Origin of the sequence: Mesorhizobium sp. WSM3873 (genome assembly GCF_001672445.1) — a bacterium.
GTDB lineage: Bacteria > Pseudomonadota > Alphaproteobacteria > Rhizobiales > Rhizobiaceae > Mesorhizobium.
Genome location: NZ_LYTM01000013.1, coordinates 74,085 through 92,471, shown reverse-complemented (window position 1 = coordinate 92,471; position 18,387 = coordinate 74,085). Strand labels below are relative to the sequence as shown.

Annotated in this window: 21 protein-coding genes and 1 pseudogene; 12 read left to right on the top strand and 10 right to left on the bottom strand. The window is 64.6% G+C overall.

Annotated features, from left to right (window positions below):
• Positions 1–6 precede the first annotated feature (6 nt).
• The 5 genes and pseudogenes from A9K71_RS12030 to A9K71_RS12015 all read right to left on the bottom strand — a co-directional run bounded on the left by A9K71_RS12030 (position 7) and on the right by A9K71_RS12015 (position 3,430).
• Positions 7–1,626 (bottom strand): molybdopterin-binding/glycosyltransferase family 2 protein, encoded by a 1,620-nt coding sequence (locus tag A9K71_RS12030; protein WP_066995196.1) that lies wholly within the window; start codon positions 1,624–1,626, stop codon positions 7–9.
• Complete coding sequence (locus A9K71_RS12025; RefSeq protein WP_066995193.1) at positions 1,623–2,327, bottom strand: XdhC family protein; 705 nt, start codon at positions 2,325–2,327, stop codon at positions 1,623–1,625. The genes A9K71_RS12030 and A9K71_RS12025 overlap by 4 nt, the downstream gene beginning before the upstream one ends.
• Before the next feature lie 6 nt (positions 2,328–2,333).
• Positions 2,334–2,672 carry an XdhC family protein gene (locus A9K71_RS12020; protein ID WP_066995190.1) on the bottom strand — a complete coding sequence of 113 codons (339 nt, stop codon included), beginning with the start codon at positions 2,670–2,672 and terminating at the stop codon, positions 2,334–2,336.
• A gap of 69 nt (positions 2,673–2,741) precedes the next feature.
• Positions 2,742–2,932: pseudogene (locus A9K71_RS30250) on the bottom strand (VWA domain-containing protein); the annotation flags it as partial.
• 3 nt (positions 2,933–2,935) lie between these two features.
• Positions 2,936–3,430: a flavin reductase gene (locus A9K71_RS12015; protein ID WP_066995321.1), complete on the bottom strand. Its 495-nt coding sequence runs from the start codon at positions 3,428–3,430 to the stop codon at positions 2,936–2,938.
• Between the two features lie 178 nt (positions 3,431–3,608).
• Here A9K71_RS12015 and A9K71_RS12010 point away from each other — a divergent pair, with 178 nt between their 5' ends.
• Together A9K71_RS12010 and A9K71_RS12005 are read left to right on the top strand one after the other, a co-directional pair.
• The gene (locus A9K71_RS12010; RefSeq protein ID WP_066995188.1) at positions 3,609–4,673 is read left to right on the top strand and encodes a branched-chain amino acid ABC transporter substrate-binding protein; all 1,065 of its coding nucleotides are present in this window, start codon (positions 3,609–3,611) and stop codon (positions 4,671–4,673) included.
• Entirely contained in the window at positions 4,673–5,689 is a 1,017-nt protein-coding gene (locus tag A9K71_RS12005; protein WP_066995186.1) for a P1 family peptidase, read from the top strand. The genes A9K71_RS12010 and A9K71_RS12005 overlap by 1 nt, the downstream gene beginning before the upstream one ends.
• Positions 5,690–5,704: 15 nt before the next feature.
• Here the strand turns inward: A9K71_RS12005 and A9K71_RS12000 are convergent, their stop codons facing one another.
• On the bottom strand, positions 5,705–5,962 hold the full coding sequence (locus A9K71_RS12000; RefSeq protein WP_066995318.1) for a DUF2171 domain-containing protein: 258 nt from the start codon (positions 5,960–5,962) through the stop codon (positions 5,705–5,707).
• A gap of 219 nt (positions 5,963–6,181) precedes the next feature.
• On the opposite strand from A9K71_RS12000, the gene A9K71_RS11995 reads away from it, so the two are divergent.
• Positions 6,182–6,670: a hypothetical protein gene (locus A9K71_RS11995; protein WP_245299596.1), complete on the top strand. Its 489-nt coding sequence runs from the start codon at positions 6,182–6,184 to the stop codon at positions 6,668–6,670.
• A 60-nt stretch (positions 6,671–6,730) separates the two neighbouring features.
• A complete protein-coding gene (gene purB, locus A9K71_RS11990; protein ID WP_066995184.1) occupies positions 6,731–8,038 on the top strand; it encodes an adenylosuccinate lyase in 1,308 nt (435 codons plus the stop codon).
• Between the two features lie 39 nt (positions 8,039–8,077).
• Here purB and A9K71_RS11985 read toward each other — a convergent pair whose 3' ends face one another.
• Positions 8,078–8,890: a VOC family protein gene (locus tag A9K71_RS11985; RefSeq protein WP_066995181.1), complete on the bottom strand. Its 813-nt coding sequence runs from the start codon at positions 8,888–8,890 to the stop codon at positions 8,078–8,080.
• A 198-nt stretch (positions 8,891–9,088) separates the two neighbouring features.
• Here A9K71_RS11985 and A9K71_RS11980 point away from each other — a divergent pair, with 198 nt between their 5' ends.
• On the top strand, positions 9,089–9,646 hold the full coding sequence (locus tag A9K71_RS11980; protein WP_066995180.1) for an alpha/beta hydrolase: 558 nt from the start codon (positions 9,089–9,091) through the stop codon (positions 9,644–9,646).
• A 12-nt stretch (positions 9,647–9,658) separates the two neighbouring features.
• On the opposite strand, the gene A9K71_RS11975 is transcribed toward A9K71_RS11980, so the two are convergent.
• Together A9K71_RS11975 and A9K71_RS11970 are read right to left on the bottom strand one after the other, a co-directional pair.
• A complete protein-coding gene (locus A9K71_RS11975) occupies positions 9,659–10,432 on the bottom strand; it encodes an HpcH/HpaI aldolase/citrate lyase family protein (protein WP_066995178.1) in 774 nt (257 codons plus the stop codon).
• A gap of 100 nt (positions 10,433–10,532) precedes the next feature.
• Complete coding sequence (locus A9K71_RS11970) at positions 10,533–10,853, bottom strand: DUF1476 domain-containing protein (protein WP_066995175.1); 321 nt, start codon at positions 10,851–10,853, stop codon at positions 10,533–10,535.
• Positions 10,854–11,128: 275 nt separating this feature from the next.
• Here A9K71_RS11970 and purC point away from each other — a divergent pair, with 275 nt between their 5' ends.
• The 4 genes from purC (at position 11,129) to A9K71_RS11950 (ending at position 13,475) form a co-directional block, all read left to right on the top strand.
• A complete protein-coding gene (gene purC, locus A9K71_RS11965) occupies positions 11,129–11,923 on the top strand; it encodes a phosphoribosylaminoimidazolesuccinocarboxamide synthase (protein WP_040969563.1) in 795 nt (264 codons plus the stop codon).
• 67 nt (positions 11,924–11,990) lie between these two features.
• Positions 11,991–12,230, top strand: a complete 240-nt coding sequence (gene purS, locus A9K71_RS11960; RefSeq protein WP_066995172.1) for a phosphoribosylformylglycinamidine synthase subunit PurS — start codon at positions 11,991–11,993, stop codon at positions 12,228–12,230.
• Between the two features lie 110 nt (positions 12,231–12,340).
• Complete coding sequence (purQ, locus tag A9K71_RS11955) at positions 12,341–13,009, top strand: phosphoribosylformylglycinamidine synthase subunit PurQ (RefSeq protein WP_066995168.1); 669 nt, start codon at positions 12,341–12,343, stop codon at positions 13,007–13,009.
• A gap of 55 nt (positions 13,010–13,064) precedes the next feature.
• Complete coding sequence (locus tag A9K71_RS11950) at positions 13,065–13,475, top strand: hypothetical protein (protein ID WP_066995165.1); 411 nt, start codon at positions 13,065–13,067, stop codon at positions 13,473–13,475.
• A 168-nt stretch (positions 13,476–13,643) separates the two neighbouring features.
• On the opposite strand, the gene A9K71_RS11945 is transcribed toward A9K71_RS11950, so the two are convergent.
• Positions 13,644–13,886, bottom strand: a complete 243-nt coding sequence (locus A9K71_RS11945; protein ID WP_066995312.1) for a DUF1127 domain-containing protein — start codon at positions 13,884–13,886, stop codon at positions 13,644–13,646.
• A gap of 94 nt (positions 13,887–13,980) precedes the next feature.
• On the opposite strand from A9K71_RS11945, the gene A9K71_RS11940 reads away from it, so the two are divergent.
• The 3 genes from A9K71_RS11940 (at position 13,981) to A9K71_RS11930 (ending at position 18,297) form a co-directional block, all read left to right on the top strand.
• Positions 13,981–15,390, top strand: a complete 1,410-nt coding sequence (locus tag A9K71_RS11940; RefSeq protein ID WP_066995162.1) for a PLP-dependent aminotransferase family protein — start codon at positions 13,981–13,983, stop codon at positions 15,388–15,390.
• Positions 15,391–15,544: 154 nt separating this feature from the next.
• Complete coding sequence (gene purL / locus A9K71_RS11935) at positions 15,545–17,776, top strand: phosphoribosylformylglycinamidine synthase subunit PurL (protein WP_066995160.1); 2,232 nt, start codon at positions 15,545–15,547, stop codon at positions 17,774–17,776.
• The gene (locus A9K71_RS11930; protein ID WP_066995157.1) at positions 17,773–18,297 is read left to right on the top strand and encodes a hypothetical protein; all 525 of its coding nucleotides are present in this window, start codon (positions 17,773–17,775) and stop codon (positions 18,295–18,297) included. The genes purL and A9K71_RS11930 overlap by 4 nt, the downstream gene beginning before the upstream one ends.
• Positions 18,298–18,387 lie beyond the last annotated feature (90 nt).

The following is an 18,387-nucleotide window of genomic DNA, read 5'->3' as shown; positions in this document are numbered from 1 at the left end:
GGTTTGTCAATCCTGCAGCACGCCGCCCGCGCCTTCCAGCGCCTCGCGCGTATCGACGTCGATCGAAGCGCCCTGCCCGATTTCGACATCGATGACGTCGAGCCCTTCGGCCTCGACCAGATGGCGCGCGCCTGTATCGCCTTCGAGCTGCGCGACGGCGGCAAAGAGCGACCGCGGCAGCAGCACCGGGTTGCCGCGTTTGCCGTGATGCGCCGCGCGCACCACCGCGCGGCCCCCGGATCGGCGGAACGCATCGATCAGGCTATCGAGATCCTTAGACGAGATACCAGGCATGTCGCCGAGCACGATCATGGCGCCGGCCGCGTCGGGCGCGACCCGCGCGATGCCCGCCTTAAGCGACGAGGCCAACCCGTCGGCGAAGTCCGGATTGTGGGCAAGCGTGATATCGAGACCTGAGAGCGCCGAGCGCACCCGCTCGCGCTGATGGCCGGTGACGACGATGGCGTTGGCCGCTTTCGATCCCAGCGCCCGCTCGGCGGTGCGCCGCACCAGCGGCTTGCCGTCGAACAGCGCCAGCAGTTTGTTCGGCCCGCCCATGCGGCTGGAGCGCCCGGCGGCGAGAAGCACGATGTCGACCCTCGGCTCCGCTTTTGCCGACTGCGACGGCAGCGGCTCGCGCGGCTGCGGCCTGGACGGGATTTCCATCAACAGGCCTCCGACGCCCATGCCGGCAATGTCGCCCGCCGTCACGTCAAGCCCGGCGATCAGCCGGTCCAGCACCCAGTCGAAACCGTTTTCCTTCGGGCTGCGGGCACAGCCGGGCGCGCCGATGACGCGCTTGCCGTCGAGCGTACCGAGCACCAGCAGATTGCCGGGATCGACCGGCATGCCGGCTCGAATGACTTTGCCGCCCGCCTTCTCGATCGCGGCAGGGATGACATCGGCGAAATCGGCCAGCGCCGAGGCGCCGAAGATCACCACCATGTCGTTGTCGCGCGCCAGCGCGCTTGCTGCTTCCGCAACAAGCGTCACGTCATGCGGCGTGCGCCGCTCCGCAGTCAGCCGGCCGCCGGAGCGCGCCAGCCGCGCCTCGGTGACCCGCAGCGTCTTGTCGAGCACGCTCGGCTTCAAGCCGGGCAGCGTCGTCTGGATGACGCCGACATTGACCGGGCGATAGGCGTTGACGGCGAAGATTTCACCGCCGGCGCAAATCTTGGCCACCGCATCGACCAGGCTCGCAGCGACGGCAAACGGAATGATCTTCACCGTCGCCACCATCTGGCCCGCCTCGACAGGCGCGTGCTGCGCCAGGGTGGCGATGGTGATCGCCGGGTCGATGGCATTGATGGCGTCGATCATCTTGGCGTCGACGGTGAAGACGCCTGCGGTTTCGGCATGCAGGTTCACGCGTCCGGTTGCAGCGGGCTTCGTCTCGACGTTGCGATGGGACATACTCAACGCGATCTTTTCGGCCGCGGCATCCTCGCCGAGATCATGGGGAGAGAGAACGGCCACGACCACTTCACTGATGCCGGCCGCCTTCAGCGCCGCAACGTCCTCGCCGTTCAGCCGATGCGCCTTGCGGAATCGCCGCTCGCCGGCAGTGGTTGCATGCGCCAGCACCGCGCCTTCGGCCTCATCGATCGCGATCGGACCGAACTTCACGCCACCGCGCCTTTGCTTTCCAGGCCGCGCGAGCGGAAGGCGTGGATGGTTTGTGCCAGCACCGCTACGGCGATCTCGGCCGGGCTCGCGGCGCCGATATCGAGACCGATCGGCGCATGGATGCGGGCGATCTGGTCGGCGCTGGCGCCCAGCGCCAGCAGACGCTCGACCCGCTTGGCGTGAGTCTTCCTGCTGCCAAGCGCCCCGACATAGAAGCACCTGGCGTCGAGCGCCGCCTTCAGCGCGAAATCGTCGATCTTCGGATCGTGGGTGACGGCGGCAAGCGCGGTGTAGCTGTCGAGCGGCTGGCGCTTCAGCACATCTTCCGGCCATTCGGCATGCAGCGCTACACCGTGAAAGCGCTCCGGCGTGGCGAAGGCGGTGCGCGGATCGATGATCTCGACTGGATAGCCGGCGATTCTGGCCATTGGCGCGAGCGCCTGGCTGATATGCACCGCTCCGATCACCACAAGGCGCGGGCGCGGCAGATGCGCATTGAGAAAGAAAGTCCGCCCTTCCGCTTCCACCGATCGAGAAATGCCGGTGCGGAACGCACTGGCGATCGCCGCGCCGAGCTCGCCCGCGACGCGGTCGCCTTCACGCACGATGCGGTCGCGGCCGTCACCGAGGTCGGTGACCAGCACCGCGGCGCGCCTGGCGCGGCGCTCTTCGTTCAATGTTTTGAGAACATATGGGTCCATCCGCAATCAACCCAGCCGCTCGACATAGACCTTGATGCGGCCGCCGCAGGACAGGCCTACCTGCCAGGCGGTTTCGTCGGCGACGCCGAACTCCAGTATCCGCGGCTTGCCCGAGCCGATCACGTCGATCGCGTCGGTCACCACCGCGCCCTCGACACAGCCGCCGGAAACCGAACCGTGGAAATTCCCTTCGACGTCGATGACCAGATGGCTGCCGGCCGGGCGCGGCGCCGAACCCCAGGTTTCGACCACGGTCGCGATGGCGACATCCTTGCCGTCCTTCATCCAGCCTTCCGCGATGATCAGGGGATCGCGGGCCTCATCGAGATAAATGCTCTCGTCCATCGTCGCTTCTCACAAAGTCTGTTTTCTCGGGGAACGTCCCAGAGGAATATATCGGTGCGAAACATATGGCTACGCGGCCCGCCTGTCGCCAGTTCGCAGCCAGCGCCGCGGGTACACAGCTGCGGCCGGCCGCTGGTCGAGCGAGGCGCAAGGATCGACCAGCGCGTCCAGATTGTGCACGGCGCGGAACTCGTCGACACGCGGCAGCATCGCCTTCCCGCCACGGGTGCGCGCCTCGACCCATCAAAGCGCAAGAGCGGTTTTCACAGAACGTGGTAGTCGCGGTTGTGGTAGATCAGCGGCCGCAAATTATCGCCGATGCGCAGGCCCGTCACCTTGCCAAAAAGCACACGATGGGTGGCCAAATCCTTGGTATCGATGATCTGACAGTCGAAGACGGCGAGCGCGCCTTTCAGCGTCGGCGCGCCGGTCGAGATCACGTCCCATTCGCCGAGCGCGAAGCGCTCCTCGGACGGCAGGCCGGTGATGCCGGAAAAGCCGACCGACAGCGCCTCCTGGTCCGAGGCGAGTGTGTTCAGCGCGAAATTGCCGTTCCGGATGAAGGCCTCGTTCTTGGGATTTTCGCGGTTGAGGCAGACAAGCACGGCGGGCGGCGTATCCGAGACCGAGCAGGCGGCAATCACCGTTGCGCCTCGTTTCCCGGCCGGGCCGTCCGTGGTCACCACATGCACATGGCCGGCAAAATGCGCCATCGCATCGCGATAGGCTTGCGGCCCGATGTCATTAATCTTCAGCACCCGATGATCCACCTGCCAAAACGGAAGTTCGTTATATATGGCTGCATATTGTATGACACAAGCGAAGTGCTTGAGCGCAATCCTGAATTCGCGTGTTGCACCGGGATTAGGCAGCCTTTAGGTCTTTGCTGGAATAGTGCCGGAACAATACTCCCGGCACGGAGGACCTCTCGCCCGAATGCGCCTTCTCACGACGACTTTAGCCGCGCTGCTTTGGCTGGCCGCGAGCGTCCATGCCGAGACGCTGGTTGGCGTCGCCGCACCGCTGTCGGGGCCGTCGGCGATCCTCGGCAAGCAGATCGAGGCGGGGACCGGGCTGGCGGCGGAGGCCGAAGGCGTCGCCGTCCAAACCGTTGACGACGCCTGCACTGCCGACGGCGGTGCAGCGGCTGCCAGGCAGTTCGTGGATGCCAAGGTCAACATCGTTGTCGGTTTTCTGTGCACCGAAGCGATCGAGGCGGCGCTGCCGATCCTCAAGGATGCCAACATTCCGGTCATCGCGATCGGCGTGCGCACCGAGAGCCTGACCGACCGCCGCGCCAAGACCGGCTGGCCGGTCTACCGGCTTGGCCCGCGCGGCGACGACGAACGCAATGCGGTGGCCACGATCCTCACTCGGCTCTGGCAGAACGAATTGTTCGCCGTTATCGATGACGGCACCATCTATGGCCGAGAGATCGCAGAGACTTTCCGCGCGGCCGCCGAGCAGGCGGCGCTGAAACCGGTCTTCGTCGACACGTTCCGGCCGCAGCTCGACAACCAGATCGGGCTGATCGGCCGGCTAAAGAAAGCGGGGGCTACGAAAGTGTTTGCCGGCGGCGACGGCGACGACATCGCCATCATGGGGCGCGACGCTGCCTCGCTCAATGCCGGCATCACCTTCGCCGGCGGCGAGACGCTGCGCACGCCACCCGGCGATGTGCCCTATGCGGCCGGCACACTGATGATCGCGTTGCCGGAGTGGTCAGAAGTCGCGGACCCCAAGGTCGTGCAGGCCTTTGGCGAAAGGAAGATCGTGACCGACGGCTACACGCTGCCGGCTTATGCCGCGGTGGAGGTCGCCAAGGCGGCAGCGGTCAACGCAGAAAGCTCCGGCAAGCCGCTCGCCAAGACGCTGACCGAACATGATTTCGCGACCGCTATCGGTACCGTCCGCTTCGACGAAAAGGGCGATCTCAGCCAAAACCCATTCCGCGCCTTCCGCTTCGACGGCTCCCATTTCGTGCCGCTGGAGGAAAACTGATGTTCCGCACCGGTCCACGCAACCTGATCACCGACGTCGCCGGACTCACCGTCGGCAATGCTGCTGACGCCAGGCTGAAGTCCGGCGTCACGGTAGTGCTTTGCGAGGAGCCGGCGGTGGCCGGAGTCCAGGTGCTGGGTGGCGCACCAGGCACACGTGAGACCGACCTGCTCGAGCCGCAAAACTCGATCGCGACCATTCACGCAGTCGTGCTGTCCGGCGGCTCGGCCTTCGGCCTCGATTCCGCTTCCGGCGTCCAGGCGGCGCTGCGGGAGAAAAACATCGGCATCGAGGTGGGTGGTTTTCGCGTGCCGATCGTGCCGGCCGCGATCCTCTTCGACCTGCGCAATGGCGGCGACAAGGATTGGGGCCGCTATCCGCCCTATCGCGAGCTTGGCTACGAGGCGGCTCAGGCGACAACGACCGACTTCCCGCTCGGTACGGTCGGCGCCGGTACCGGCGCGCTGACTTCCGGTCTGAAGGGCGGGCTGGGTTCGGCCTCGACGGTGCTCGGCAGCGGCGTCACCATCGGCGCGCTAGCCGCCGTCAACCCGACCGGTTCGGTGACGGTCGGACGCAGCCGCCATTTCTGGGCCGCTCCCTTCGAGATCGGCGATGAATTCGGCGGCTTGGGTTATCCCGACCCGATACCTGAAGACGCCAGGAAGATACTCTTGAAGTACCGCGACAGGCGCGCAGGGGAACCGCCAGAGGGCGCCAGCACGACGATTGCCGTCATTGCCACCGATGCCGTGCTTTCCAAGTCGGCCGCCAAACGGCTGGCGATTTCGGCGCATGACGGATTTGCCCGCGCCATCTGGCCGACGCACACACCGGCCGACGGCGATCTCGTCTTTGCGCTCGCGACCGGCAGGAGCGGCATCGAACTCAGCGCCGATGCAGCGATCGATCTCTATGCCGCAGCGGGGTCTACGATGGCCCGCGCCGTCAGCCGCGGCGTCCACGCGGCGAGGCCGGCCGACGGCGATCTCTTTCCGGTCTGGTCGTCCCGCTAGAGTTCTGGACGTCGGTCAGGTCGGGTCGGACTTCTCTTCCTCGAACGTCACCGCGACGTCCGAATTCGCCGAGAGCCAGACCTTCTTTCCTTCGATCTCCGCGACCAGAGCCAGCGGAACGTAATGGTGGTGGCCTTTGTGCGAGCCCATGCCGCTGTCGGCCTTGGTCAGCTTGATGCGCTGCCCCTCGACCTTGTCGACGGTGCCGACATGGACGCCATCGGCGCCGACTACTTCCATATGCTCGCGTATCTTACTGACATCGACGGTCATGCTGGTCCCTCCGGTGGGTGGCCGCGCGTCCCTGTCGGGCGCCCACAATAACAAACGGCCGCCGGATTGGATGCATCGAGCGGCACGTCTTGTTCACCATGGCGTGATAGCCATGACGCCAATGAGACAGGGAGCATTGCCACCAGGCAAGCCGAACCGCTTTTCGCCGCGGAACGCGGCCCAGTGACCGTAACCTCGCTGCAGCCGGCCTCCTTGCGTCTGCGCCTGGCAAACCGCCTGCGCGACGCTCTGCCCTCGGCAGGCACGGCAATTGTCGGCGCCTTGTTGTGGGGGCCTGCGATGGCGGCGAGCGCTTTCCTCAATCTGTATTATTGGGAGACGCCGGACAGCGCCCGCTTCGTCGTGCTGCTGTATGCGCTCGGCGGCGCGCTTGCTTTTCCGGTCGGGCTGACGTTCGCCGCGCTGGTATCGCGCGGCCGCCACTGGGAAACCGCGCTCGCCGCAGCTTTCGTATGCCTGCTCGGCGCGACGCTCGCTTTCACCGGCGGGCTGTTTGCCCTGCAATACCGTTCTTACTACGCCGAGTGGCACGCGCCGGCCTTCACGCGGACCTGGGCGTCTGAGTTCGTGTTCACGATCCTCGCTGCGCTCTACCAGTTCGTCGTCCTTGGCATCCGGCTCTATTTTCCGTTCGGCTTTGCCGCACTTGCCGCCGCCAGCATCTGGTTTGCACGCCGGCGGCGTTGAGCATTGAGCCGGCCTCTGTTAGGACGCGGCCAAAGCTTCTCCCAGCAGGACTAAGAAACCATGATCCCTCGCTATTCCCGGCCGGAAATGGTCGCCATCTGGTCGCCCGAAACCCGGTTCCGCATCTGGTTCGAGATCGAGGCTTATGCCTGCGATGCGCTGGCCGAGCTCGGCGTCATCCCGATGGAAGCCGCCAAGACCATTTGGGAAAAGGGCGGCGCGGCCAAATTCGACGTCGATAAGATTGACGAGATCGAGCGCGTCACCAAGCATGACGTGATTGCATTCCTGACCCATCTCGCCGAATTCGTCGGACCGGACGCCCGCTTCATTCACCAGGGCATGACCTCGTCGGACGTGCTCGACACCTGCCTTGCGGTCCAATTGACTCGCGCCAGCGACATTCTGCTTGCCGACATTGACGCGCTGCTTGTGGCCCTGAAGCGCCGCGCCTTCGAGCACAAGGATACCATCACCATCGGCCGCAGCCACGGCATCCATGCCGAGCCGACCACCTTCGGCGTCAAGCTGGCGCTGGCCTATGCCGAATTCTCGCGTTGCCGCGAGCGGTTGCTGCACGCGCGCGAAGACATCGCCACCTGCGCCATCTCGGGCGCGGTCGGCACCTTCGCCAACATCGATCCCTACGTCGAAGAGCATGTGGCGAAGAAACTCGGCCTGAAGCCGGAACCGGTCTCGACTCAGGTCATCCCGCGCGACCGCCATGCGATGTTCTTCGCTACGCTCGGCGTGATCGCCTCGTCGGTCGAGCGCCTGGCCGTCGAGATCCGGCATCTGCAGCGCACCGAGGTGCTGGAAGCGGAAGAATATTTCTCGCCGGGACAAAAGGGTTCGTCGGCGATGCCGCACAAGCGCAACCCGGTGTTGACCGAGAATCTCACCGGCCTTGCCCGCATGGTCCGCTCCTACGCCATGCCGGCCATGGAGGATGTGGCGCTATGGCACGAGCGCGATATCTCGCACTCCTCGGTGGAGCGCATGATCGGACCGGACGCGACGGTGACGCTCGACTTCGCCTTGGCACGCCTGACCGGCGTCGTCGATAAGCTGCTCGTTTACCCCGAGAACATGGAGAAGAACCTCAACAAGTTCCGCGGCCTGGTCCACTCGCAGCGCGTGTTGCTGGCGTTGACGCAGGCTGGCGTGTCACGCGAGGATGCCTATCGCCTGGTACAGCGCAACGCCATGAAGGTATGGGAGCAAGGCGCTGATTTCCTTGAGGAACTGCTTGCCGACAAGGACGTGACAGCGGCACTGCCCGAGGCCGAGATCCGCGAGAAGTTCGACCTCGGTTATCACACCAAGCATGTCGACACGATCTTTAAGCGGGTGTTTGGAGAGGCTTGAGTCCGAGTGAAAGCGCCCGCTAGCGTGGCGCAGCCCTAGTCAAGCCTTGCCAGGCACCGTCCTGATCACCGTGCCCCAGGGATCTTCACGCGTCGTCTCGGCCTTCACGTTATCCGAGCGCATTTCGACCCAGGCGAGGCCCGAGCGAGAGGGATCGCGGCGGCCGGCGCCGGCGCTGCGCCAGGAATTGGCACCGATATGGTGGTGGTAGTGGCCGGAGGACAGGAACACAGCCTGACCGCCATATTTGGCGACCGTGTCGAAGCCGAATTCGTCATGCCACCACGCTTCGGCGTCTTCCGGACGCCCGACGCGCAGGTGGACATGGCCGACAATGGTGTTTTCCGGCGCTCCCTGCCAGCCGGCATCACCGACGGGCACGCTGGCGACGACCGCGGGGAGGTTCAGCCGCTCGGTCGACATTGCGATCTTGTCGCCGTTCCATTTCCAATCCTGCGGACGGCGATCGGCGTAGATCTCGATGCCGTTGCCTTCAGGGTCGGTGAGGTAGAGCGCCTCGCTGACCAGATGGTCCGAGGCGCCTTCGATGCCGATCCGGTTGGCGGCGGCATGGCTGATCCACCGGCCGAGATCGGCGCGCGACGGCAGCAGGAACGCAGTGTGGAAAAGGCCGGCGCTGCGCGGGTCGTCAGGCCTGGCCGAGGCATCCTGCTCCAGCACCAGCAGCGGGCGGCCCGCGGCGCCGAGGGTGATCGCGCCATCGGCGCGGCTCAACTCCTGCAGGCCGACGACGGCACGATAATAGGCGGCAAGGTTTTCGGCATCGCGCGCCTTCAACCCGACACGCGCGACGCTGACCGGGGTGGTCGCGGCAAAAGGCAGTTCGCTCATCACACTCTCCGTTCGGGCGCCGATCTCACGATGGGCAGTCGCGCCGACGTTTATTAGTCATTCCTGTTCCCTCTCCAGATCGTTCATCACCATCGTTCACACAAGGTTGAAAGAATCGAACACGTTGTTCACCTTTGTGATGCCACTGCATCCCACCGGCCGGTTGCATCAGACAGGGGCGCTCGCTACATCGGCGCCATGAAAGTCAAGGACGCCGATATTCTCATCATACCGGGCTACACCAATTCCGGGCCCGAGCACTGGCAGACCCGGTGGCAATCGAAGCTATCGACAGCGCGCCGGGTCGAGCAGGCCGAGTGGACGAAACCCGTGCGCGAGGACTGGACAGCAAGTGTGGCGAAAGCTGTCAACGAGGCCGAGCGGCCGGTCGTCATCGTCGCGCATTCGCTGGGTGTGGCGGCGGCGGTGCAGGCGATCCCGCAATTCCAGAAGCCGGTCGCGGGCGCCTTCTTCGTGGCGCCGCCTGATGTCGCCAATCCGGAGATCAGGCCGAGGCACCTGATGACCTTCGGGCCCTATTCGCGCGAGCCCCTGCCCTTTCCGTCGATCGTGATCGCCAGCCGCAACGACCCGTTCTGCGCCTTTGAGGTTGCCGAGGACATCGCCGCCGCCTGGGGTTCGCTGTTCATCGACGCCGGCGACGCTGGCCATCTCAACCAGGACGCGGGCTTCGGCCCCTGGCCGGAGGGATCGATGACTTTCGCCAAGTTCCTCACGGAACTGAAGGAGCCTTGAAACGCCGGCGCCTCAGGCGCCGATCGAATCCCGCATGCTCTTCAGCAGCGTCCTGGCGCCGAGCGAGATCAGCGTGTGGTCAGAGCCCATGGCGAGCAGGCGGTAGCCCATCGACACGACGCGGCCGGCAACGGCCGGCTCGATGACATAGATCGCGGCGTGCTTGCCGGCCTTGCGCGTCCGCTCGGCGATCGAGGCGACCGTCTCCATCATGCTTTCCAGCGTCGAATTGACGGTGGTGCCGTTCGACCAGGCGATCGAGAAATCCGACGGCCCGACGAAGATGCCATCGATGCCGGGCGTCTCGAGGATCCCGTCCAGCGCCTCGAACGCCGCACGCGTCTCGACCATGGCAAAGGCCATGGTGCGCTGGTTCGAGTCGCGCAGCCACTCGGCATGGTCGCCCTTCCCATGGCGCGGGAAGGCATAGGTCGGGCCCCAAGAACGCTCGCCTATCGGCGGATACTTCATCGCTGCGGCGAACTGCCTGGCGTCGTCTACGGAATTGACCATCGGCGCGATCACCGCCTCGGCGCCGAAATCGAGCGCCCGGCTCGCCATGTCGAAGCGCCCGACCGGGATGCGCACCAGCGCCGGCTTGTTGGCGGCAAGCACCGGCACCAGGCCGCGCAGAACGCTGTCCTCGTGGTGGCCGCCATGCTGCATGTCGAGGGTAACGGCATCAAAGCCCTGCTTGGCGATGATCTCTACCGTCAGCGCGTCCGGCACGCCGGACCAGGCGGTGAACAGCGTTTCGTCGGCGGCCAGGCGGGACTTGAGCGACATCGGAACTTCCTTGGTAACGATCCGCAGTCTCAGCCGGAAACGGCGGCAAGGCAAAGAAAACCGCCCGGCTGAGCCGGGCGGTCGATTGGTCCAACGATTTTTACGTGTTCTTGACCTGCTCGATCGCCTGCGCCATCAGCTCGTCCATGGTGCGGCGGATCTGATGGTCCGACTGGTTGACGCCCGCGGCGTCGAAGTCCTCGCGGATTTTGCGGAAGACGTCATGGTCGCCGGCCTCCTCGATGTCGGAGACGACTACCGCTTTGGCATAGGCCTCGGCATCGGCTCCGCTCTTGCCCAGCTTTTCGGCGGCCCACAGGCCGAGCGCTCTGTTGCGGCGCGCCGAGGCCTTGAAGCGGAGCTCCTCGTCGAAGACGAATTTGCGCTCGAAGCCCTCTTCGCGGTCTTTCATGCTGCTCATGCGTCCCTCCGATCAAATCGATTCGCTTGGCTATGAATATGTGTGCTTACCCAGCACAAACCAAAAGGTCGCGGGCCGGTCAATATGCAACGTCCCATGCTGCGCTGCGGCATTTCGGTTCCGAAAGCGGTTGATCGGCTGGATTTGCCGATTGAGCAAACATTACGATTGCTATAGACACCGGCATTGAACGCACCCGTCGCCACAACTAATTTAGGCAGACGGACAGGAACTGGCCGCTTGCCGCCTGCCCGCCAATCCAGAGAAAAAATCAGATGAAAAATCGCCGCCGCATTTACGAAGGCAAGGCCAAGATCCTCTATGAAGGACCTGAGCCCGGGACGCTGATCCAGTTCTTCAAGGATGACGCCACCGCCTTCAACAAGAAGAAACATGAGGTGGTCGACGGCAAGGGCGTGCTCAACAACCGCATCTCCGAGCACATTTTCAATCACCTCAATCGTATGGGCATCCCGACCCATTTCATCCGCCGGCTGAACATGCGCGAGCAGCTGATCAAGGAAGTCGAGATCATCCCGCTCGAGGTGGTGGTGCGCAACGTCGCCGCCGGCTCGCTGGCAAAGCGCCTGGGCATCGAGGAAGGCACGGTTCTGCCGCGCTCGATCATCGAATTCTACTACAAGGCCGATGCGCTGGACGACCCGATGGTGTCGGAAGAGCACATCACCGCCTTCGGCTGGGCCAGCCCGCAGGAGATCGACGACATCATGGCGCTGGCTATCCGCGTCAATGACTTCCTCTCCGGCCTGTTTCTGGGCGTCGGCATCCAGCTTGTCGACTTCAAAATCGAGTGCGGCCGCCTGTTCGAGGGCGACATGATGCGCATCGTTGTCGCCGACGAGATCTCGCCGGACTCCTGCCGGCTGTGGGACGTCGCCACTCAGGACAAGCTCGACAAGGACCGCTTTCGCCGCGACATGGGCGGGCTGGTCGAGGCCTACCAGGAAGTTGCCCGCCGCCTCGGCATCATGAATGAGAACGAGCCGCCGCGCCCGACAGGCCCGGTGCTCGTTGCCTCTTCCGAGCCCTCGAAGAGCACGAAGCACTGACTGCCAGCGCGGGCCTGCCGGAAACGGCGTGCCCGCCCTCCGCACTACCGATCACTCAGGAGTATCGATGAAAGCCCGCGTCACCGTCACCCTCAAGAACGGAGTTCTCGACCCGCAGGGCAAGGCGATCGAGCACGCGCTCTCAGGACTGGGCTTCGACGGCGTCGGCCAGGTGCGGCAGGGCAAGGTCTTCGACATCGAGCTCACCGGAACCGACAAAGCCAAGGCCGAAGCCGACCTCAAGGCCATGTGCGACAAGCTTCTGGCGAACACGGTGATTGAGAATTATAGTGTGGCTATTACCTGAGGTTGCAGCGCAGAGGTTATGCCTGAAGCCACCAGCGATTTGATGTACAGGCTCCTGAAGCGCGTGCATCACCAGCGAACTCGCCGAAGACCAGAGGCCCTACGACCCAAATGAAATCAGCCGTCGTCCTCCTGCCTGGGCTCAACCGTGACCGCGACATGATCGCGGCTCTGACCAAGATTTCCGGTCAGGCGCCGGCGACCGTCTGGCAAACCGACACCGAAATCCCGGACGTCGACCTGATCGCCATTCCCGGCGGCTTCTCCTTCGGCGACTACCTGCGCTGCGGGGCGATCGCCGCGCGCATGCCGGTGATGCGGGCAGTGGCCGAAAAGGCGGCCAAGGGCGTGATGGTGATCGGCGTCTGCAACGGCTTCCAGATCCTGGTCGAGGCGGGGCTGCTGCCCGGCGCCCTGATGCGCAACGCCTCGCTGAAATTCGTCTGCCGGCACGTGAAGCTCGAGATCGCCAACGCCAACACGATGTTTACCCGCGGCTATCAGCCCGGCCAGATCATTCGCTCACCGGTCGCGCATCACGACGGCAACTATTTCGCCGACGCCGAAACGCTGGCGCGCCTCAAAGGCGAAGGCCAGGTGGTGTTCCGCTATGCCGAAGGCACCAATCCCAACGGCTCGATCAACGACATCGCCGGCATCGTCAGCGAGAAGGGCAATGTGCTCGGTCTGATGCCGCACCCGGAAAACCTGATCGAGGCGGCACACGGCGGCAGCGACGGCCGGGCGCTGTTCGAAGGCGCGCTTGGCATCGCCGCTTGATCCTTTCAGACGATTCCTTCAGACCATTCTTTCAGACCAACGGGGCGGCCTGACCATGAGACTGACGATTACTCGCCTTGCTCTCCTGGCCGCCGCCGGATTTGCGCTCGCCTGTTGCCAGTCCGGCTCGAAGACCACGCCGCCCCCCTCAGGCAAGAGCGCTTCCCTGCTTGCCATGGAGCAGGTCGCCATCGCCGCTCACAAATGCTGGATCGCCAGCAAGGACCCGGCCTTCAGGCCCTATCAGATGGCCAACGAGCTCAACTCCTACAGCGGCACGCCGCGATTCCTGCTGGTGCCCGCCAAGCACTATGGCGGCAAGCCGCTGCTGGTCGTGCAAGCACAGGGCAATTCCCGCAAGGTGGACGTGTTCGGGCCGTTGATGGCCGAACCGCTGGGCGCGCGCATAGGCTCCGACATCGCGCGCTGGCAGGCCGGCAGTCCATCCTGCGCCGCTGCCGCGTGACTCGGCCGTAGGCCAATTCCTGCAAATGCAGGATTGACGGTCGGCTTTTTCGCGCTCGTCCTGCAGTCGCAATCAACATACCGACGAAGCTCTGTTCGCGGCCCAAAACCTCGAAGCGTCTTGGGAGAACGACATGCATCGCAACAACTAAGGGCGGTCGCGCCGGGCTTAGTCCCAGAACGGCCTGATACCTTCGCGATGGGCGTCGCAGCGCGAAACGCCGATGTCCTTGAGCTGCTCGTCGGTCATCTCCAAGAGCGCAAGGCGTCCGCGACGGCGTTCCAGCATTCGGTCGATTTGCCTGGCGATGGCACGAAGCACGAATACGACCCGGTCAACGAACCCGCGGCGCCCCGACGGGCGGCCGTGCAACTCGGCGCTGTCATAACGGAATGTATCAATTGTATTCATCTTGCGATCAACCAATTCTATCAATTGTACTCTAGTTACCCGTGTTTTCATATCGATTGACTCGTCTCGCGATGCAATATAAAAAATTGTCACCATGACAAATTGGCTCCCAGACCTCGCTTCCGGTTCCGGCCCTCTCTATCAGCGCCTTGCTGACAGCATTGAGTCAGATATCGACAAGGGCGTCATTGATGCCGGTGCAAAACTGCCGCCGCAGCGCGACCTCGCCTACGACATTGGCACCACGGTCGGCACCGTCGGCCGGGCCTATCAATTGCTGCGCGAGCGCGGCTTGGTGAGTGGGGAGGTCGGGCGCGGCACCTATGTGCTCGCGCAACGCGCGGAGAGCCCCAAGCCCGAGCTGCAGCCCGCCGCGCTCGGAACGCGGCTCATCGACGCGCCGAGCGGCAAGCTGCGCTTCGACAGCACCGCCGCCCCCGATGTCGGGCAAGGCGCACTGATTGCCGAACTGCTGGCGCGGACGGCGGAGGAGCACCCTCACGACATTTCAAGCTATACCAGGGATTTCCCGGAGCGCTGGTTTGAGGCCGGCGGCCTTTGGCTCAAGCGCAATTCCTTTCACCCCTCGCCCGATTCGATCGTGCCGACGCTTGGCACCCATGCGGCGGTGATGGCGGCGATCGCGGCGCTCACCACGCCTGGCGACACGATCGTCTTCGAGCATCTCACCTATTCGCAGATCTCGCGCAGCGCCGGTCTGATCGGGCGCCGTACCGCGCTGGTCTCGGCGGACGATGAAGGTCTCGATCCCGACGATTTCGAACGCGTCTGCGCGCAGAAACACCCGAAGATGATGTTCGTGATGCCGACGGCGAAGAACCCGACGCTGGTGACGCTGTCGGCGGAGCGGCGCCAGGCGATCGCGCGCATAGCGCGCGAGTACAATGTCGTCCTGATCGAGGATGATCTCTATGGCGAATTGACCGACGATCCGACGCCACTGCTCGCCGAATACGCCCCTGAGCGCACGATCGTCGTCGGCGGCCTGTCGAAGTCGGTAGCGGCCGGCGTGCGCGGGGGCTGGCTGTCCTGCCCGCCCGCCTACCGCCACCGCATCCGCGTGGCGCACAAGATGATGACCGGCGGGCTGCCCTTTCTGCTGGCGGAAGTCGGAACAAGGCTGGTGATGTCCGGCCAGGCCAGCGATATCCGCAAGCGCTGCATTGCAGAGATCCAAGCTCGTGTCCACGTCGTGCGCGAGACGCTGGTTGGCTTTGACTTCAAGGCACGGGACAATGTGCCCTTCGTCTGGCTCACCTTGCCGGATCCTTGGCTCTCAGGCACCTTCAAGAATGCCTGCCTTGCGCAGGGCGTGCTCATCGACGACGAGGATGAGTTCAAGGCCGGTCGTTCCGAACAAGTCTTCCACGGCGTCCGCTTCGGTGTCTCGCAACCCCGGCAAAGCAAGGATGTCGCCGGTGGCGTCGCGGTCATCCGCCGCCTGCTCGACGAGGGCCGCGCCGGCTACGACAGTTTTTCCTGACCTGTCCTTTCCTAAGCGCCTCGCGCTACCGGCCGGTGCCGGCGCAGCGGTTTTCCGGCGTTTTCGTTGTGCTTTGGGGGTGTATCGCTCGAACGCTTGCGATAAGAGGAGACTCAGAAAAAGCCCCCTCTCCGACGGATACCAATCGCCGCTCATGACCATATCCAATTCCGTGCCGATCACCCCCGAGCTCGTCGCCGCGCATGGGCTGAAGCCCGACGAATACCAGCGCATCCTCGATCTGGTTGGCCGCGAGCCGAGCTTCACCGAGCTCGGCATCTTCTCGGCGATGTGGAACGAGCACTGCTCCTACAAGTCTTCCAAGAAATGGCTGCGCACGCTTCCCACCAGCGGCCCGCAGGTTATCCAGGGGCCGGGCGAGAATGCCGGCGTGGTCGACATCGGCGACGGCGACTGCGTCGTCTTCAAGATGGAGAGCCACAACCACCCCTCCTATATCGAGCCCTATCAGGGAGCCGCGACCGGCGTCGGCGGCATCCTGCGCGATGTCTTCACCATGGGTGCCCGACCGGTTGCGGCGATGAACGCGTTGCGCTTCGGCGCGCCTGACCATCCCAAGACCCGGCACCTGGTTGCTGGAGTCGTTTCCGGTGTCGGCGGCTACGGCAATTCCTTCGGCGTGCCGACCGTCGGCGGCGAGGTCAATTTCGACGCCCGCTACAACGGCAACATCTTGGTCAACGCCTTCGCGGCCGGCCTCGCCAAAACCAACGCCATCTTCCTGTCGCAGGCCAAGGGCGTCGGCCTGCCGGTCGTCTATCTCGGCGCCAAGACCGGGCGCGACGGCGTCGGCGGCGCCACCATGGCGTCGGCCGAGTTCGACGACAAGATCGAGGAGAAGCGGCCGACCGTACAGGTTGGCGACCCTTTCACCGAAAAGTGCCTGCTGGAGGCCTGCCTCGAGCTGATGGCGTCGGGCGCGGTCATCGCCATCCAGGACATGGGTGCGGCCGGGCTCACCTGCTCGGCGGTCGAGATGGGCGCCAAGGGCGATCTCGGCATCGAGCTCGATCTCGACAAGGTGCCGGTGCGCGAGGAGCGCATGAGCGCCTACGAGATGATGCTGTCGGAAAGCCAGGAGCGCATGTTGATGGTGCTGCGCCCCGAGAAAGAGGAGGAAGCCGAGGCGATCTTCCGCAAATGGGGCCTCGACTTCGCCATCGTCGGGACGACCACCGACGACCTGCGCTTCCGCGTGCTGCACCATGGCGACGAGGTCGCCAACCTGCCGATCAAGGAACTGGGCGACCAGGCGCCGGAATATGATCGCCCCTGGGTCGAAACGAAGAAGCCGGCGCCGCTTGCAGCGAACGACGCGCCCAAGGCCGACGTCGCTGACGCGTTGCTCAAGATGCTGGGCGGACCGGACCTCTCTTCGCGCCGCTGGGTGTGGGAGCAGTATGACACGCTGATCCAGGGCAATTCGCTGCAGCTCCCAGGCGGCGATGCCGGCGTGGTGCGCGTCGAAGGTCATCCAACCAAGGCGCTCGCCTTCTCTTCCGACGTCACGCCGCGCTATTGCGAGGCCGACCCGTATGAGGGCGGCAAGCAGGCCGTCGCCGAATGCTGGCGCAACCTGACGGCAACGGGCGCCCTGCCGCTTGCCGCCACCGACAATCTTAATTTCGGCAATCCGGAGCGGCCGGAGATCATGGGCCAGTTTGTCGGAGCGGTTAAGGGTATCGGCGACGCCTGTCGCGCGCTCGGCTTCCCGATCGTCTCCGGCAATGTCTCGCTCTACAACGAAACCAATGGCCGCGGCATCCTGCCGACGCCGACCATCGGCGGCGTCGGGCTGATCGCCGATTGGTCGAAGATGGCCCGCGTCGGCTTTGCCGCCGAGGGCCAGATGATCGTGCTGGTCGGCGCGCCGCCGACATGGGGCAGCCATCTCGGCCAGTCCGCCTATATGCGCGACATCCACAGCCGCGCCGACGGTTCGCCGCCGCCCGTCGACCTCGAACATGAAAAGCGCGTCGGCGACCATGTGCGCGCGCTGATCGCTTCCGGCATCGTGACTGCCGCGCACGACGTCTCCGACGGCGGCCTTGCCGTGGCGCTGGCCGAAATGGCGATGGCATCCGGCATCGGCGCCACCATTCCCGGCCTCACCGGCACCGATCCGATCCCGGTCTGGTTCGGCGAGGACCAAGGACGTTATCTCCTGACCTTGTCGATCGACCCGCAAAGCGCCGAATGGGACAGGATCCGCGCGGAGCAGGGCAAGCTCGGCATCTTCGCGCCGTGGATCGGCACGACCGGTGGCGACACGCTGAAGCTCGGCGAGGCGCGTGCCGTTCCGGTCAGCGAATTGACCGCCGCCCATGAGGGCTGGTTCCCGCGCTTCATGGATCAGGCCATTTGACCAGGCTGGCGGTCCGGGCGCTGCTTGCAGCGGTTTTCTGGCCGTCGCTGTTCTTTTTCTGGTTCCTCGGCCCGTTCGTCTTTCTGCTGCTGTCGACGACCTCGAGCGAGGTCTGTCCAAGGCTCGAAACGCGAGCCGAGTTCCTTGCTGCGGCGAACGGCGCAATTCCGTTGCTGGCCGCTCAGGACCTCGTCTACGCCATTCCTGTTTTGTGCCTGGTGCTGTGGCAGCGCCTTTTGCCGGAGCCGGCCCGGGCAAGGCATATCGTCACTTGCGTCAAGCTCTTCGCCATTGCAACCGCCATCGGAGCGCTTTGGGCGTATGGTTCTTCGCTTATGTGCGATGGCTACGGCCGGCCGTTTTTCTCCCCGGTCTGGCAGTGGACGAGCTACTTGCCGATGGTCGGCATCGCGATAAACGTGCCGCTCTACGTGCTGACCTTCAGCCTCGGTCGCGCCTACTCGACGCGCGAGGATATGTCCGCCGGCGACGCGGCTCAGCCGGGTCGGAATATCCCGTGAAGCCTCGGTCACGGATGGAACGGCTTCAATCCGGACCGGAAAGGCTCTACGCTTATCCCCGACTCTCATCGCACGGGCTGCGCCCGCTCG

Excerpts from the sequence above, each read along its gene's own strand:
- purS (WP_066995172.1), top strand. The coding sequence starts at position 11,991 with ATGAAAGCCCGCGTCACCGTCACCCTCAAGAACGGAGTTCTCGACCCG.
- A9K71_RS11940 (WP_066995162.1), top strand. The coding sequence starts at position 13,981 with ATGACAAATTGGCTCCCAGACCTCGCTTCCGGTTCCGGCCCTCTCTAT.
- A9K71_RS11975 (WP_066995178.1), bottom strand. The coding sequence starts at position 10,432 with ATGTCGCTCAAGTCCCGCCTGGCCGCCGACGAAACGCTGTTCACCGCC.
- purC (WP_040969563.1), top strand. The coding sequence starts at position 11,129 with ATGAAAAATCGCCGCCGCATTTACGAAGGCAAGGCCAAGATCCTCTAT.
- A9K71_RS12005 (WP_066995186.1), top strand. The coding sequence starts at position 4,673 with ATGTTCCGCACCGGTCCACGCAACCTGATCACCGACGTCGCCGGACTC.
- A9K71_RS11980 (WP_066995180.1), top strand. The coding sequence starts at position 9,089 with ATGAAAGTCAAGGACGCCGATATTCTCATCATACCGGGCTACACCAAT.
- A9K71_RS11970 (WP_066995175.1), bottom strand. The coding sequence starts at position 10,853 with ATGAGCAGCATGAAAGACCGCGAAGAGGGCTTCGAGCGCAAATTCGTC.
- A9K71_RS12020 (WP_066995190.1), bottom strand. The coding sequence starts at position 2,672 with ATGGACGAGAGCATTTATCTCGATGAGGCCCGCGATCCCCTGATCATC.
- purQ (WP_066995168.1), top strand. The coding sequence starts at position 12,341 with ATGAAATCAGCCGTCGTCCTCCTGCCTGGGCTCAACCGTGACCGCGAC.
- A9K71_RS11985 (WP_066995181.1), bottom strand. The coding sequence starts at position 8,890 with ATGAGCGAACTGCCTTTTGCCGCGACCACCCCGGTCAGCGTCGCGCGT.
- A9K71_RS11950 (WP_066995165.1), top strand. The coding sequence starts at position 13,065 with ATGAGACTGACGATTACTCGCCTTGCTCTCCTGGCCGCCGCCGGATTT.
- A9K71_RS12010 (WP_066995188.1), top strand. The coding sequence starts at position 3,609 with ATGCGCCTTCTCACGACGACTTTAGCCGCGCTGCTTTGGCTGGCCGCG.
- purB (WP_066995184.1), top strand. The coding sequence starts at position 6,731 with ATGATCCCTCGCTATTCCCGGCCGGAAATGGTCGCCATCTGGTCGCCC.
- A9K71_RS11945 (WP_066995312.1), bottom strand. The coding sequence starts at position 13,886 with ATGAATACAATTGATACATTCCGTTATGACAGCGCCGAGTTGCACGGC.
- purL (WP_066995160.1), top strand. The coding sequence starts at position 15,545 with ATGACCATATCCAATTCCGTGCCGATCACCCCCGAGCTCGTCGCCGCG.
- A9K71_RS12000 (WP_066995318.1), bottom strand. The coding sequence starts at position 5,962 with ATGACCGTCGATGTCAGTAAGATACGCGAGCATATGGAAGTAGTCGGC.
- A9K71_RS12025 (WP_066995193.1), bottom strand. The coding sequence starts at position 2,327 with ATGGACCCATATGTTCTCAAAACATTGAACGAAGAGCGCCGCGCCAGG.